Annotated in this window: 12 protein-coding genes; 4 read left to right on the forward strand and 8 right to left on the reverse strand. The window is 59.0% G+C overall.

All coding sequences use genetic code 11. The features are described 5' to 3' along the window. The coding region (betB, locus tag F8N85_RS30350) for a betaine-aldehyde dehydrogenase (protein ID WP_150807133.1) at positions 1-1,454 on the reverse strand (1,454 nt) is incomplete at its 3' end. A gap of 108 nt (positions 1,455-1,562) precedes the next feature. Beyond that, positions 1,563-2,156, reverse strand: coding sequence for a transcriptional regulator BetI (betI, locus tag F8N85_RS30355; RefSeq protein WP_150645411.1), 594 nt, complete (start codon positions 2,154-2,156; stop codon positions 1,563-1,565). A gap of 472 nt (positions 2,157-2,628) precedes the next feature. Here betI and F8N85_RS30360 point away from each other — a divergent pair, with 472 nt between their 5' ends. Continuing rightward, the gene (locus F8N85_RS30360) at positions 2,629-4,569 is read left to right on the forward strand and encodes a BCCT family transporter (RefSeq protein WP_224795778.1); all 1,941 of its coding nucleotides are present in this window, start codon (positions 2,629-2,631) and stop codon (positions 4,567-4,569) included. 254 nt (positions 4,570-4,823) lie between these two features. Here the strand turns inward: F8N85_RS30360 and choV are convergent, their stop codons facing one another. The 3 genes from choV to F8N85_RS30375 all read right to left on the reverse strand — a co-directional run bounded on the left by choV (position 4,824) and on the right by F8N85_RS30375 (position 7,860). Next, positions 4,824-6,002: a choline ABC transporter ATP-binding protein gene (choV, locus tag F8N85_RS30365; RefSeq protein WP_150645410.1), complete on the reverse strand. Its 1,179-nt coding sequence runs from the start codon at positions 6,000-6,002 to the stop codon at positions 4,824-4,826. Then, on the reverse strand, positions 5,999-6,844 hold the full coding sequence (choW, locus tag F8N85_RS30370) for a choline ABC transporter permease subunit (protein ID WP_150807135.1): 846 nt from the start codon (positions 6,842-6,844) through the stop codon (positions 5,999-6,001). The genes choV and choW overlap by 4 nt, the downstream gene beginning before the upstream one ends. A 68-nt stretch (positions 6,845-6,912) precedes the next feature. After that, the gene (locus F8N85_RS30375; protein ID WP_150807136.1) at positions 6,913-7,860 is read right to left on the reverse strand and encodes a choline ABC transporter substrate-binding protein; all 948 of its coding nucleotides are present in this window, start codon (positions 7,858-7,860) and stop codon (positions 6,913-6,915) included. A 433-nt stretch (positions 7,861-8,293) separates the two neighbouring features. On the opposite strand from F8N85_RS30375, the gene F8N85_RS30380 reads away from it, so the two are divergent. Both F8N85_RS30380 and F8N85_RS30385 read left to right on the forward strand, forming a co-directional pair. After that, complete coding sequence (locus tag F8N85_RS30380; protein WP_150807137.1) at positions 8,294-9,670, forward strand: L-serine ammonia-lyase; 1,377 nt, start codon at positions 8,294-8,296, stop codon at positions 9,668-9,670. Between the two features lie 501 nt (positions 9,671-10,171). Next, on the forward strand, positions 10,172-11,275 hold the full coding sequence (locus F8N85_RS30385) for a GlxA family transcriptional regulator (RefSeq protein ID WP_150807138.1): 1,104 nt from the start codon (positions 10,172-10,174) through the stop codon (positions 11,273-11,275). A gap of 199 nt (positions 11,276-11,474) precedes the next feature. Here F8N85_RS30385 and F8N85_RS30390 read toward each other — a convergent pair whose 3' ends face one another. Then, positions 11,475-11,738 (reverse strand): hypothetical protein, encoded by a 264-nt coding sequence (locus F8N85_RS30390; protein ID WP_150807139.1) that lies wholly within the window; start codon positions 11,736-11,738, stop codon positions 11,475-11,477. A 418-nt stretch (positions 11,739-12,156) separates the two neighbouring features. On the opposite strand from F8N85_RS30390, the gene F8N85_RS30395 reads away from it, so the two are divergent. After that, on the forward strand, positions 12,157-13,101 hold the full coding sequence (locus F8N85_RS30395; RefSeq protein ID WP_150807140.1) for an RHS repeat-associated core domain-containing protein: 945 nt from the start codon (positions 12,157-12,159) through the stop codon (positions 13,099-13,101). A gap of 102 nt (positions 13,102-13,203) precedes the next feature. Here F8N85_RS30395 and F8N85_RS30400 read toward each other — a convergent pair whose 3' ends face one another. Both F8N85_RS30400 and F8N85_RS30405 read right to left on the reverse strand, forming a co-directional pair. Next, the gene (locus F8N85_RS30400) at positions 13,204-14,367 is read right to left on the reverse strand and encodes a gamma-butyrobetaine dioxygenase (protein WP_150807141.1); all 1,164 of its coding nucleotides are present in this window, start codon (positions 14,365-14,367) and stop codon (positions 13,204-13,206) included. A gap of 23 nt (positions 14,368-14,390) precedes the next feature. Beyond that, entirely contained in the window at positions 14,391-14,867 is a 477-nt protein-coding gene (locus F8N85_RS30405; RefSeq protein WP_150807142.1) for a thioesterase family protein, read from the reverse strand. Positions 14,868-14,908: the final 41 nt, after the last annotated feature.

Raw genomic sequence — 14,908 nt, forward strand, 5'->3', positions numbered from 1 at the left:
TCGCCCAGCTCGACCTGTACCGATTTGATGCGAGTGAAGTTGTTCAGCGAGCTGATGCCGTTCTCACGGCCCACGCCCGACTGCTTGTAGCCGCCGACTGGCATCTTGGCGTCGGACTCGCCCCAGGCGTTGATCCAGCAGATACCGGCTTCCAGCTGGTGAATCACGCGGTGAGCGCGGTTCAGGTCCTTGGTGACCACACCGGCGGCCAGGCCGAAGTCGGTGTCGTTGGCACGACGGATCACTTCTTCTTCGGTTTCATAGCTGAGGATGCTCATCACCGGACCAAAGATTTCTTCGCGAACGATGGTCATGTCGTCGGTGCAGTCGGTGAACACGGTCGGTGCCACGAATGCGCCTTTGGCGAATTCGCCGTCGGTCAGACGATCACCGCCGCACAGCAGGCGAGCGCCTTCTTCCTTACCTTTGGCGATGTAGCCGAGCACGCTTTCCATATGGGCGAAGCTGACCAGCGGGCCGAAGTTGGTGTTCTCGTCTTGCGGGTTGCCGATGCGGATGCGCGCTACGCGCTCAACGATCTTGGCTTCGAAAGCGGCTTTCAGGTGGCTCGGTACGAATACGCGAGTGCCGTTGGTGCAGACCTGACCAGAGCTGTAGAAGTTGGCCATCATCGCGGTGTCGGCGGCGCGATCGAGGTCGGCGTCGTCGAAGATGATCAGTGGGGACTTGCCGCCCAGTTCCATGGTCACGTCTTTGAGCGAGGAGCTCGAAGCGCTGGCCATGACCTTCTTGCCGGTGTCGGTGCCGCCGGTGAAGGAGATTTTTTCGATGCGAGGGTGCTCGGTCAGCCAGGTGCCGACTTCACGGCCGCTACCGGTCAGGACGTTGAACACGCCGTCCGGCAAACCGGCTTCGGTGTAGATCTCGGCCAGCTTCAGGGTGGTCAGGGACGTGACTTCGCTTGGCTTGAAGATCATCGCGTTACCGGCCGCCAGGGCAGGTGCGGATTTCCACAGGGCGATCTGGATCGGGTAGTTCCACGCGCCGATACCGGCCACAACGCCCAGAGGCTCGCGACGGGTGTAGACGAAGGAAGTGGTGCGCAGCGGGATCTGCTCGCCTTCGATGGCCGGGACCAGACCTGCGTAGTACTCGAGCACGTCAGCGCCGGTGACGATGTCGACGTAACGGGTTTCGGAGTACGACTTGCCAGTGTCCAGCGTCTCCAGGGCCGCCAGTTCATCGTTGCGCTCGCGCAGGATGTCAACGGCACGACGCAGGATGCGCGAACGCTCCATGGCAGTCATGGCGGCCCAGATTTTCTGGCCCTTTTCGGCGGCGACAACCGCACGCTCGACGTCTTCTTTGGACGCACGCTGCACTTGTGCGAGGACTTCACCGTTAGCCGGGTTGATGGCATCGAAGGTGGCGTCGCTGCTGGCGTCGGAGTAACCGCCATCGATGTAAAGTTTTTGCAGTTCGAAACGGGCCATAGTGTCCTCGCAAGTGCATAAGTGGTTGGCGTTGACCACTGGGCGTGCCGTATCAGCTGGGGCAGCGCTGGTCAGTGGCGGTTCAGGGGCTGAGCGGTTATGTGTGCTCTAACTCACCTGCTTGGCCAGTTGGAAATCCATGTATTCGTAAGCGATCTGGTGCGCTTGCTCAGTGTCGAAAGCATCTCCCGACAGCGCGCCGCGCAACCACAAGCCGTCAATGAGGGCTGCCAGACCACGGGCGGCGCTGCGCGCTTGATCAAGCGGCAACACACGGCGGAACTGGCAGCACAGGTTGGAATACAGGCGGTGATCGTTGATCCGCTGCAACCTGTGCAATGACGGGTGGTGCATGCTGGTGGCCCAGAAGGCCAGCCAGGTTTTCATTGCCGGGCCATTGACCTGGCTGGCGTCGAAGTTGCCTTCGATAATCACCTGAAGGTGGGCCCGTGGGCTGTTGTCCTCCAGCGCCTGACGGCGCGCGGTGACGTTCTCGCTGAGGACACTCATCAGATACTGCGCCGTGGCAGCGATCAGGCCGTTCTTGTCCTGAAAATAGTGACTGATGATGCCATTCGAGACACCGGCCAAACGGGCGATCAGCGCAATGCTGGCATCCCCCATTCCGACCTGATCGACCGCCTGTAGCGTGGCTTCGATCAACTGCTGGCGGCGTATGGGTTGCATACCGACCTTGGGCATCTTGCACATCTCCTTAGGCCTGCCAGCAGTCGTCAAACGGCTACCGGCGTGAAGGCCAGTCTATTTTGTTTTGATTGAACGTTCAATCAACAAAGAATAAGATCTGCGACAATTCGTCGCTGCTTACAGATTTTTCCTACGTGTAAATGGCGAAAAAGTGAAATCCCGAAAAGCTCGAAACCCAAGCAGGGCATGGCGTGAACCGCCGAAGACCGAAGTATTGGACGCTGCGGCCCAAAGGGCTGGCAATTGTTCGTGCCAGGTCTTCGTAACCGGTTCTCAACGCAGTCTCTGTGGGTTCGGGCTTTTTTCGGGGTGTCTTTATATCACCCGTCGGTCGGCTGCCAACTAAGCGATTGGTCGGGTGATGCACTGCCTTGTGTCTTTCTCTCGCACTGCCTGGAGCATCTGTGCCATGAGTTCTGCCTCTCTTATAAAGACCCCGCCCGAGAAGGTGACGGTCAACGGTTGGGTGTTCTACACCTCCACCGCGCTGATTCTGCTGTTGACCGCCATTCTGATCATCGCCCCGCAAGAGGCCGGCAGATTGCTCGGTATTGCCCAGGCCTGGTTGTCCCGCAGCTTCGGCTGGTACTACATGGTGGTGATTGCCGCTTACCTCGTATTCGTCGTAGGCCTGGCGTTTTCGTCCTACGGCAAGCTCAAACTGGGCAGCAAGGACGACACCCCGGATTTCAGCTACGGCGCCTGGGCCGGGATGTTGTTCTCGTCGGGCATCGGCATCTCGCTGCTGTACTTCGGTGCGTCCGAGCCGCTGGACCACTATTTCAATCCGCCGGAAGGTGTCGCGGGCAGCAACCTCGCCGCACGTCAGGCGGTGCAATTGACATTCCTGCACTGGGGCCTGCATGGCTGGGCGATCTACGCCCTGGTCGGTCTGGCCGTGGCCTACTTTGCCTACCGTCATAACCAGCCGCTGGCCCTGCGTTCGGCGCTGTACCCGCTGATGGGCGAGCGCTGGGTCAAGGGCGCGGCCGGTCACGCGGTGGACGGCTTCGGCATGTTTGTGACCCTGCTGGGCCTGGTGACCAACCTGGGGATAGGCTCGCTGCAGGTGTCGTCGGGGCTGGAAAACCTGTTCGGCATGGAACACAGCAACACCAATCTGCTGATCGTGATCATCGTGATGAGCACCGTGGCGACCATCGCTGCCGTGTCCGGGGTGGAAAACGGCATCCGCCGGTTGTCCAACCTGAACATCGTGTTGTTCAGTGGGCTGCTGATTTTCGTGCTGCTGTTCGGCCCGACCCTGCACCTGCTCAACGGCTTCGTGCAGAACATCGGTGATTACCTCAACGGTGTGGTGCTGAAGACCTTCGACCTCTATGTGTACGAAGGCGACAGCGACAAGTCCGACCGCTGGCTGGGCCTGTGGACCCTGTTCTACTGGGCCTGGTGGATTTCCTGGGCCCCATTCGTCGGCATGTTCATCGCGCGTATTTCCCGTGGCCGTACCGTGCGTGAATTGGTAGCCGGCGTGTTGCTGATTCCGCTGGGCTTCACCCTGGCCTGGCTGTCGATCTTCGGTAACTCGGCGCTGGACCTGGTGATGAACCATGGGGCGGTGGAGCTCGGGCGAACAGCCCTGGAGCAACCGTCCATGGCGATCTATCAACTGCTTGAGCATTACCCGGCGTCGAAGATCGTGATCGGTGTGTCGATCTTTGTCGGCTTCGTGCTGTTCCTGACCCCGGCGGATTCCGGCGCGGTAATGATGGCCAACCTGTCCTGCAAGGGCGGCACTGTCGACGAAGACGCGCCACACTGGTTGCGGATCTTCTGGTCGGTGGTCATCACCCTGGTCACCATCGGTCTGTTGTTCGCCGGTAACTTCGAAGCCATGCAAACCATGGTGGTGCTGGCGGGGCTGCCGTTCTCGGTGGTGCTGGTGCTGTTCATGTTCGGCTTGCACAAGGCCATGCGCCAGGACGTGCAGATCGAACAGGAGCAAGCGGAACTGGCCGCTCGCGGTCGCCGTGGTTTCAGCGAGCGTTTGACTCAGTTGGACCTGCAACCGAGCCAATCGATTGTTCAGCGCTTTATGGACAAGCAAGTCAGCCCGGCGTTGGAAGATGCCGCTGCTCAACTGCGCGCTCAGGGCCTGGATGTGCAAACGTTGCTGGGCAAGGCCAAGCGTTGCATGGGCGTGCGGCTCGAGATGGAAGAGGGCAACCCTTTTGTCTACGAAGTGAGCCTGGAGGGTTATCTTGCGACACCGACCGAGTCGGCTCAGTCCGATGAGGCGCGCCAGCGTTACTACCGCGCCGAGGTGTATCTGCACAACGGCAGCCAGGACTATGACTTGATGGGCTTCACTCAGGATCAGATCACCCGTGACGTGCTCGATCAGTTTGAAAGCCATCGGCAGCTCCTTGGCCGGGTGTATAGCTGAGGCTTGAGGTGATGCGGTGCAGCAGGTGCACCGCAGCACCATTGTGGCGAGGGGGCTTGCCCCCGCTGGGCTGCGAAGCAGCCCTAAAATCTGCAATTGCGGTTTGCCAGGTAGAACTCAGTCGTCAGTTTTACGACCGCTCCGCGGCCGAACGGGGGCAAGCCCCCTCGCCACATTTGTCCGTGTTTACAGCCCAACACGTGCACTAACAAAAACGCCGCGATCCTCTCGCGGCGTTTTTGTGTGTCTTGTCCTTATCCCAGATTCTTCCCTAGCAACGCATGGTAGAGCTCGCTGTCGCCGAGTATCCCGACTACGTGCTGGTTGTCATGCAATACCAGCTTGTTGCCGGTCTGGTAGCGGATCTGCAGCGCTTCGCGCATGCCGATATTGGAGTCCACCAGGGTTGGCCGACGGCCCAGGCCTTCCACTGCCTGACCCGGTACCCAGTTCTGCAGATCAAGGCTGGCGCCGTTCTGGCGTGCGCCCTTGATGGTGTTGCCTTCGGCCAGGTCGAGCCAGGAGTCGCCGCCCGGGTCCAGGCATACCGAGCCGTTGATGCGTTTGCATTTGTCCAGGGTGCGCATCAGGCTGCGACCGCAGAGGACGTTGAGCGGATTGGTGTGGGCAACGAAGGTCCGTACATAGTCATCGGCCGGGTTCAGCACGATTTCTTCCGGCTTGCTGTACTGGACGATCCGGCCGTCTTTCATGATCGCGATGCGGCTGCCCAGCTTCAGGGCTTCATCGAGGTCGTGGCTGACGAATACGATGGTTTTGTTCAGCTTGTTTTGCAGTTCCAGCAATTCATCTTGCAGGCCCTGGCGGATCAGCGGGTCGAGTGCCGAGAAGGGTTCGTCCATCAGCAGGATGTCGGCGTCCATCGCTAGCGCACGGGCCAGGCCGACCCGTTGCTGCATACCGCCGGAGAGTTCATCGGGTTTCTTGTTGCGCCACTGGGTCAGGCCCACCAGTTCAAGCTTTTCATCGACCAGCTTGCGCCGTTCCTTCTCTGGCCGGCCCTGCATTTCGAGGCCGAAGCTGATGTTCTCGCGCACCGTCAGCCAGGGCATCAGGGCGAATTTCTGGAAGACCATGGCGATGCGTTTGGTGCGCATCATTTTAAGTTCGGCCGGGGTGCAGGAGGCGATGTCGATTTGCTTGCCTTCATGCTCGACGAACAGTTGCCCGCGGCTGACAGTGTTCAACCCGTTGATGCAGCGCAGCAGGCTGGATTTCCCGGAACCGGAGAGGCCCATCAGTACACAGATTTCGCCTTTGTCGATGTCCAGGCTGGCCTTTTCAACACCGACAATCTGCCCGGTCTGTTTCAGGATCTGGTCACGCGTCATGCCCTTGTCCAGCAGCTTGAGGGCCTCACGCGGATCTTTGGAGAAGACAACGTCTACCTTATCGAAGCGGATTATGCTCATGCGTCACTCCCTACCTTGGCGTCGGGTTGTTTGCAGATACGGTCGAGCATGATCGCCAGCAATACGATCGCCAGGCCGGCTTCGAAGCCCAGGGCGATATCGGCAGTGTTCAGTGCGTTGACCACGGGTTTACCCAAGCCATCAGCACCCACCAGTGCCGCGATCACCACCATCGACAGTGAGAGCATGATGCACTGGGTGATGCCGGCAGCGATGCTTGGCATGGCGTGGGGCAGTTCAATGCGCGAGAGCAACTGACGGCGCGAGCAGCCAAAGGCCTTGCCGGCGTCCATCAACTCTTGCGGTACATCGCGGATACCCAGGTAAGTCAGACGGATGGGCGCGGCAATCGCGAACACCACCGTTGAAATCAGACCGGGTACCACACCCAGGCCGAACAGGGTCAGGGTAGGAATGAGATAAACGAAGGTCGGTACGGTCTGCATCAGATCGAGTACCGGACGCATGAAAGTATAGAACATGGGCTTGTGCGCCGCGACGATGCCCAGCGGCACGCCAATCACCACGCAGACCAGTGTCGCGAACAGCACCTGGGCCAGGGTCTCCATGGTTTCCTGCCAGTATCCCAGGTTCAGAATCAGCAGGAAGGACAGTGCGACAAAGGCCGTCAGACCCCATTTGCGTTGAATGAAATGTGCCAGTAGCGCGATCAGGCCAATCAATGCCAGCGGATTGAACCAGGTCAGCGCAAACGTCACGCCATGGATCATCGTTTCCAGTGTCACAGCGATCGCATCGAAGGTGCTGGCGCCGTTTTGCGTCAACCATTCAACGAACGAAGAGATGTACTGGCCCAGGGGGATTTTGTGATCAGTCAGCATGGTATTGAACGTCCACATGCAAGGAAAAATTACGTATCCAGGCGGGCGAACCCGCCGGGAGCCTGCGGTTACTTCGCCAGCTTGGCTTTAACGGCCTCCAGGCCTGGTTTACCGTCAATGGTGGTCACGCCAGCCAGCCAGGTGTCGAGCACCTCTGGGTTCTTCTTCAGCCAGGCCTTGGCCGCCACATCAGGCTTCATCTTGTCGTCCAGGACGTTGCCCATCAGGGTGCTTTCCATGTTCAAGGTGAACGACAGGTTTTTCAGCAGCTGGCCAACGTTGCTGCATTCCTGGGCATAGCCCTTGCGGGTGTTGGTGTAGATGGTTGCCTGACCGAAATTGGGGCCGAAAAAGTCGTCACCGCCAGTCAGGTACTTCATCTTGAAGCGAGTGTTCATCGGGTGCGGTTCCCAGCCCAGGAAGACCACCGCGGTGTTGCGGCGCTGGGCGCGATCAACCTGCGAGAGCATGCCTGCTTCGCTGGACTCGACCACCTTGAAGCCAGCGTCCTTGAGGCCGAAAGCGTTCTTGTCGATCATGCTCTGGATCAGGCGGTTACCGTCGTTACCCGGTTCGATGCCGTAGATCTTGCCGTCGAGTTCCTTCTTGAACTTGGCAATGTCGGCGAAGTCCTTCAGGCCCTTGTTGTACAGCTCTTCTGGCACGGCCAGGGTGTATTTGGCGTTTTCCAGGTTGGCGCGCACGGTGTCCACGGTGCCGGCATCGCGGTAGGCCTTGATGTCGTTCTCCATGGTTGGCATCCAGTTACCCAGGAAGATATCCATGTTCTTGCCATCGGCCAGGGACTTGTAGGTCACTGGCACGGAAATCATCGTGGTTTTGGTTTTGTAGCCCAGCGCATCGAGGACGACGCTGGTGGTCGCGGTGGTGACCGTGATGTCGGTCCAACCGACATCGGAGAAGTTTACGGTGCTGCATTGAGCCGGTTCTGCGGCTTGAGCCAGAACCGGCAGACTCAGCATGGCGGCCAACAACAACGACTGGGAACCTTTCATGGGTGGACTCCTTGGTGTTTTTTCGGCGGTATTCCGACTGGACGACCGCGCTTATATGTTGCGGTTGGATGGCGTTTTTGGAACTTTCTACCACGGCGCCTTGCAATCGAGTCGATACGATCATGTACCAGTGAAAATCTGACGCCTACAGGGTGCGTCGTATCCAGTACAGGGAGGGTCGCATCCAGTGTTGGTGACGTCGTTTACAGGTTTTTTCAGCCCGGCAACCGCACTTTTTACCCATCTGCACCGCAAAAAACGGCCGGAACCTGCTGTTGGCAGATAGCGACGTTAGTGGGCATGAGTGAGTCGGTGTGAGACGTCGTGCCTTGCTGTAAAAGCCTGATGATGCGGTGGTCTCGGCGTTGAGCGTAGCAGCTCCGTCACCGGGCGCCTTGGCGCCTGGAGTGTGCTCATCAGGAGGTTCGCGGTAATGGCTATCAGTGTGTTTGACCTGTTCAAGATTGGTATCGGCCCATCCAGTTCACATACGGTTGGGCCGATGCGCGCAGCCGCGCTCTTCGTGCAGGTTTTACGTGAACGTAATGTGTTGGAACAAGTGCAGCGCATCGAAGTTCAGCTGTATGGCTCGCTGTCGGCCACCGGCATCGGTCACGGCAGTGACAATGCAGTGATCATGGGCCTGATGGGCGAATGGCCGGACGTGATCGATCCATCGCAGATCGGCGTGCGCATCGAGACCCTGCGCGAAACCAATACCTTGCTGCTCGACGGTCGTTTACCAATCCCCTTCGTTTGGGCGCGGGACATGCGCCTGATCGATGAAAACCTGCCGTTCCATCCCAACGCCATGACCCTGGTCGCCGAAGGCGAGAATGGCGAATTGCATCGCGACACCTATTACTCGATTGGCGGCGGCTTTGTCGTCGATGAGGCGCAAGCCAGCAGTGGTGTAGCGGACCTTGATCGCACCGTGCTGCCGTACGATTTCTCCAGTGCGGTTGAACTGCTCAGCCTCTGCCAGAAGCACAACCTGCGGGTGGCCGAGCTGATGCTGGCCAATGAGAAGGTCTGGCGCTCGGAAGAAGAGATTCGCAGTGGCCTGATGACGCTCTGGCGCGCCATGCAGGACTGCGTCGAGCAAGGGCTCAAGCACGAAGGCATCTTGCCGGGTGGACTGAATGTACGGCGCCGCGCGGCCAAGCTGCATCGCAGCCTGCAGGAGCTGAACAAGCCCAATGTGATCGGCTCGACCCTGAGCGCCATGGAATGGGTCAACCTGTTCGCCTTGGCGGTCAACGAAGAAAACGCCGCTGGTGGGCGCATGGTTACCGCACCGACCAACGGCGCGGCCGGGATCATTCCGGCAGTGCTGCACTATTTCATGAAATTCAGCGAAGTGGTGACCGAGGCGAATGTCGTCGACTATTTCCTGAGCGCGGCGGCAGTGGGGATTCTGTGTAAAAAGAACGCCTCGATTTCCGGGGCCGAGGTCGGTTGCCAGGGCGAGGTCGGCTCGGCCTGCGCCATGGCCGCGGCCGGGCTCGCGGAAATTCTCGGTGCGACCCCGGAGCAACTCTGCAACGCGGCGGAAATCGGCCTGGAGCACAACCTGGGCCTGACCTGCGATCCGGTCGGAGGCCTGGTCCAGGTGCCGTGCATCGAGCGTAATGCGATTGCCGCAGTGAAGGCTATCAATGCCGCGCAGATGGCCTTGCGTGGGGATGGTCAGCACTTTATCTCCCTGGACCGGGTTATCCGCACCATGCGCGATACCGGGGCTGACATGCACGACAAATACAAAGAGACATCACGGGGTGGGCTGGCGGTGAGTGCGGTGGAGTGTTGATTCGGTTCAGACAGTGATACCGAGTTGATCTCATCGTCGGAACGCCGCCCGGAGCAAGCTCGCGATGAGGCCAGACCAGTCAAAACTGCGCGCTAAGTGAACACCCGCTTTCAAACGCGCCACCTTTTGGCGCGTCGCTTACAGATAAGTGAATCATCCTCAGGTCAGGGCTCGAATTCGGCCCTGACCATCGGTCACCCGTGCTTCTGGTGACACTCCATTACGAGGCTTCTCAACGCCGTTCCCACAAGTGCTACCGATTTGCTCACACGCAACGGGCTAGAGCACTTGCCTGCATTAATGGCACTTATAACCCCCACTCGGCGCACGGCTTATATAGACACATCGCGACGTCGTTTTCAGGAGTTATTGAATGCTCATTCAACTTTAGGCATGGCAATTGCTCTGTCATAACAAAGCCCGTCTCCCGCGCGAGAACGATGGCAATAACAAGAGCCTCCGCCTGAGGCCATCACCCGCTTTGTGTGAGGAGATACCGCGATGACGTCGTTCAACTCCGGGGCCCAACCCCAGAACCGTGCGCCTCAATCCATCGGCTTTTTGCTGCTGGACAATTTCACGCTTATTTCTTTGGCTTCCGCAGTAGAACCCCTGCGCATGGCCAACCAATTGTCCGGTCGCGAGCTGTATCGCTGGACGACCCTCACCGCCGACGGCGGCCAGGTCTGGGCCAGCGATGGCTTGCAAATCACCCCTGACGCCTCGATGCACAAAGCGCCCGCCATGGACATCATCATTGTCTGCGGCGGTGTCGGTATCCAACGCACCGTAACCCGTGAACACGTGTCATGGCTGCAAAGCCAGGCCCGCCAGTCACGCCGCCTCGGTGCAGTCTGCACCGGCAGCTGGGCCCTGGCCTGCGCCGGCCTGCTGGACGGCTTTGATTGCAGCGTGCACTGGGAATGCCTGGCGTCGATGCAGGAAGCGTTCCCGCGGGTCTCCATGAGCACCCGGCTGTTCACCCTCGACCGCAACCGTTTCACCAGCTCCGGCGGCACCGCGCCACTGGACATGATGCTGCACCTGATCAGTCGCGATCACGGCCGTGAGCTGTCGGCAGCGATCTCCGAGATGTTCGTCTACGAGCGCATCCGTAACGAGCAGGACCACCAGCGCGTGCCGCTCAAGCACATGCTTGGCACCAACCAGCCGAAGTTGCAGGAAATCGTCGCGCTGATGGAAGCCAACCTGGAAGAACCGATCGATCTCGACGAGCTGGCGGTGTATGTCGCCGTATCGCGGCGTCAGCTGGAGCGCCTGTTCCAGAAATACCTGCACTGCTCGCCGTCGCGCTACTATCTGAAACTGCGCCTGATCCGCGCCCGGCAGCTACTCAAGCAAACACCCATGTCGATCATCGAAGTGGCCTCGGTCTGTGGCTTCGTTTCAACGCCACACTTCTCCAAGTGCTACCGCGAATACTTCGGCATTCCACCACGCGATGAGCGTGTCGGCTCCAACACCGCCCAACAGGTGGCGATGTTGCCACTTCCGCAGGCGCTGGTACTGGCCCCATTGTCCGGACCGCTGTCGGCGTTGAGCCAGGCGAGGAATGAGTCGACGTTTGCCAGTGTGAGGCTGTAAACGAACCTTGCGCGGTCATTGTGGCGAGGGGGCTTGCCTCCGTTCGGCCGCGAAGCGGTCGTCGACTCGGCTATAGTGTTCTGCCTGACAAGGCGCGATCACAGGTTTCAGGGCTGCTTCGCAGCCCAGCGGGGGCAAGCCCCCTCGCCACAGGTCGGTGTCACTTCCTGCCCCTGCATCAGCGGGGAGAGACGATCTATCAGGCGCTACGGCTCTGCTTGTACTGCGCCAAAGCCGGCAACAATTGCCGGTCGATAGCCTGACGCACTGCCGGCAGAATCGTCGCGCTGCCGGTGTACATCTGCTCGACCATTCCTTTGAGTGCCTGGGCCCGCGCATCGCTCAAGCCGCGTACCGCGCACTCGCAGGCTTGCTCGGCGGTCGCACCGCTGGACACTTCAAAACCCAGGGCTCTCAACTGGCCCAGCAGGTCGTCCTGGTCAATCAAATCTGCGTGCATCATGACTCTTATCCTTATTCAGGGAGCGTGGTCGTGGCTCGATTCTGGTAGGCACTCGGGGGCCTCGGCAAGGGCGATTTGTCGTAATGGCCGCAATACCTATGAACAGGTCGTTTTCGGCTAACTCACAGGGGATATGAGTGGGCACACTGGACCTCAGCTCATGTGTCGAACGGTTTGGTCACCCTCCGCGCAAAGCTCCTCAGCAACAAACCTCTGCCTCGATCTTGTCACGGCTTGATCGGGGCTTTTTTTTGTCTTGATTTGAGGGGGCATTCGCAGCGTGGTGATCGAGATGTCGCTAGCTTTGCACAGCTATAGCAGGTTCTTCCTAGCAGTTCTGCTAGTACACAATCCCGATGGCCTCACGTAAAACTACAGACGACCCTCCTTATCGCCAGCTCTCAGGATTGGTTCTTCTATGGGCTCTCCCTACCGCGACATTCAGAACAACCAGCGCACGATCATGATTGCCACCGACAGACAAAACTCAGTGTTGGCCGAAGTGAATCAAAACCACGTCAACCGAGTGACCTATTTAGCCTACGGCCAGCAATCGGCGGAACAGCAGCCCGCATCCCGGCTGGGGTTCAATGGCGAACTTCGAGAACAACAAACTTGCTGGTATATGCTGGGTAACGGCTACCGGGCTTACAATCCGGTACTGATGCGCTTTCATAGCCCGGATAACTTCAGTCCGTTCGGCGCGGGCGGGCTGAACCCCTATATGTATTGCACAGGAGATCCGATCAATTACTTAGACCCTACGGGGCATATAGGTGTTGGGTCTCTGCTTTTCAGGCATCTGAAAACGCCTGTCGGTGCATTAATGGCGACCTCAATCGTAACCGGGGTCGGCGGGGGTATAGCGCAAGCAAGCGATCCCGGCTCCAGCATCGGCACGGCATTGATCGTACTCAGTGTGGCAGCGGGTCTCGGAGCCGGTTTTATGAGGTTTGGTAATGGGCTGCAAAAACGCCTGACCAATACGACTAAAAAGGGCGCAATTAGCAGCGCACTCTCCTCGACCAGATCAAGACCTAGCGACTCGCCTCCTTCCTATGATTCTCTATACCCGAACGCAAAATCGAAGGGTACGGCAATCACTGCAACGCCCCTTCAAGCCGGTAATTCGCGCAAGACCTTCGATACCAATAAACTTCAAAGAACAACAGCTCCAGCGCCGAAAGATCATTGGCCAAAAGTGATAGATCCAGATGAAGCATTTCGACGTCTAGCAGCTGGTGTGCAAGGTAACCCGCTAGCACCACGGGGATTAGCTATAAGAAGAGCGGCAGAGAGGGAGCCGGACGGGGTCGCCCCGGCACAACGGAGAAGGCGAGCCAACTTGTTCTTGGACATCTAAAAATTCTCCCCCGGTAAGTCATCGTCCTGGCGATCTCCCTCGCCCCAATAGGGGAAAGGGTTGGAGCGACCGTTCGGTGGGGGAGATATGTGGCGACGCGGTCTAGCGCTGCAACACCAATATCCGCGACAACAGCTCATCACGGTCGATGTAGCAGCCCTGGAAATGCCGGGCCCCGGTGGTGGGGTCGAAGGCGTTGCGGGCGTGGAGGGTGCGGCGATTGTCGAAGCACCACATTTCGCCGGGGTTGAGCCGGGTCATCAGGCGAAAGCGTGCCTCGCGGGTCATGGCGATAAAGCGGCGATAGGCGTGATACAGCTTGGGCATTTGTTCTGCCGATGCATCGAATGGCCCGCGCAGGAAGTTGGCCATGCGAATCTCGCTGACCTGGCCGAGCGCATCCAGCGCAATGATCGGCGCCAGGCAGCGGTAGTCGCTATGGCGGTCCTTGTTGCGAAATTCCACGGGGATATCGCAGAGGCTGCGAAAGGCTTGCGGATCTTCCTGGCGCAAGGCTTCGGCTATTGCAAAACCATCGACAAAAATGCTCTCGCCACCGTCCGCCTCATTGACCAGGCAATGCAGAAATTGCAGCCCCGGTTGCAACTCGCGGGTCGGCAAATCGCTGTGCAACGGCAGGTTGAAAGCGGTGTAAGCATTGCTGTCGGCATCGGCCTTGGATTGCACGTTGAACAGCACGCCGAAGTTGCTCTCGCGGATAAACGAAATGCGCTTGGCAATCTGCGTCAGCGAGCCTGGTTCGGTGGGCACGCCACGTACTTGTGTAAGGCCGATATCACGCAACGCCAGCAGCCATTGCAGCAGCGCCTGGGGATCGTCCATCACGGCTTGATACTCGAATACCGGCAGCTTCAGTTCGCTGTTCCATAACTGGCTTTTTGCCCGGCCGGCGCGCCGTTCGGCACGAGATTGATCGTCGTAAGCGTGGGCTCGCAACCAACCGGGATCGAAGCGGCTGCTGTGGCCGTCCTGCCACTCGATGCACAGGCAACCGTCGTCATCGATATGGGTCAGGAGGGGCGCCAGGTCTTCGGCGACGTCGGCGATTTCCAGCACCTGCTCACGGGTCACGCTATAGACGCAGATCGGACACGGGCAGTTGTCCCGTAGCCACTGATGGTGAAACGGGCTCGATCGGCCATCGGCCCACTGCACCTGAACACGGTCCGCCAGGGTCTGCGCGGCGGTCAGGGCACTGATCAGCGGATAGCTGCGGAAGTCGGCAAAAGCGGCGGCGGTGTTCATGCGGTCTCCTTGTTTTTGGCGTGTTATTTTTCCGCTGGCAGGCCAATTACCCGGCCAATGTAGGCCGGTCTTGGCAGATCGACCTGCAACGCAGTAATGGCCCGTAATTTGTCCAGCACCGCCTCGCTGAAAGGCGCGGAGCGTGGACCGGCGATATCGACGTGCAACAGCATTTGCTCGTTTCCTGCCAGCTCCTGTTCTTCGCCGACCAGGTGCAGGCTGTGATAGAGGTGCAGACGTTTACGGTCGTGACCGATGATCTGGGTCTGTACTTCTACCTCGGTACCGAGTTTCACTTCGTGCAGGTAATTGAGGTGCAGTTCGAGGGTGAACAGCGAGTTGCCGCTGGCTTCGCGGTTGTTGCTGTCCATGCCCAATTGATCCATCAACGCGTCGGTGGCGTAGCTGAAGATCAATAGGTAAAACGCATCGCGCAGGTGGCCGTTGTAGTCGACCCAGTCGGGGATGATGGTGGTTTTGTAGGTGGTGAGGGTTGGCATGGTGTGGAGTCCGAATGTTGGTGGTGGCTGGACTGCCGCTA

The organism is Pseudomonas fluorescens (genome assembly GCF_902497875.1).
GTDB classification, from domain to species: domain Bacteria; phylum Pseudomonadota; class Gammaproteobacteria; order Pseudomonadales; family Pseudomonadaceae; genus Aquipseudomonas; species Aquipseudomonas fluorescens_BR.

What these genes read in the sequence shown, in the direction of transcription:
- betI (WP_150645411.1), bottom strand. Translation starts at nt 2,156, where the DNA reads ATGCCCAAGGTCGGTATGCAACCCATACGCCGCCAGCAGTTGATCGAA.
- choV (WP_150645410.1), bottom strand. Translation starts at nt 6,002, where the DNA reads ATGAGCATAATCCGCTTCGATAAGGTAGACGTTGTCTTCTCCAAAGAT.
- choW (WP_150807135.1), bottom strand. Translation starts at nt 6,844, where the DNA reads ATGCTGACTGATCACAAAATCCCCCTGGGCCAGTACATCTCTTCGTTC.
- F8N85_RS30375 (WP_150807136.1), bottom strand. Translation starts at nt 7,860, where the DNA reads ATGAAAGGTTCCCAGTCGTTGTTGTTGGCCGCCATGCTGAGTCTGCCG.
- F8N85_RS30380 (WP_150807137.1), top strand. Translation starts at nt 8,294, where the DNA reads ATGGCTATCAGTGTGTTTGACCTGTTCAAGATTGGTATCGGCCCATCC.
- F8N85_RS30385 (WP_150807138.1), top strand. Translation starts at nt 10,172, where the DNA reads ATGACGTCGTTCAACTCCGGGGCCCAACCCCAGAACCGTGCGCCTCAA.
- F8N85_RS30390 (WP_150807139.1), bottom strand. Translation starts at nt 11,738, where the DNA reads ATGATGCACGCAGATTTGATTGACCAGGACGACCTGCTGGGCCAGTTG.
- F8N85_RS30395 (WP_150807140.1), top strand. Translation starts at nt 12,157, where the DNA reads ATGGGCTCTCCCTACCGCGACATTCAGAACAACCAGCGCACGATCATG.
- F8N85_RS30400 (WP_150807141.1), bottom strand. Translation starts at nt 14,367, where the DNA reads ATGAACACCGCCGCCGCTTTTGCCGACTTCCGCAGCTATCCGCTGATC.
- F8N85_RS30405 (WP_150807142.1), bottom strand. Translation starts at nt 14,867, where the DNA reads ATGCCAACCCTCACCACCTACAAAACCACCATCATCCCCGACTGGGTC.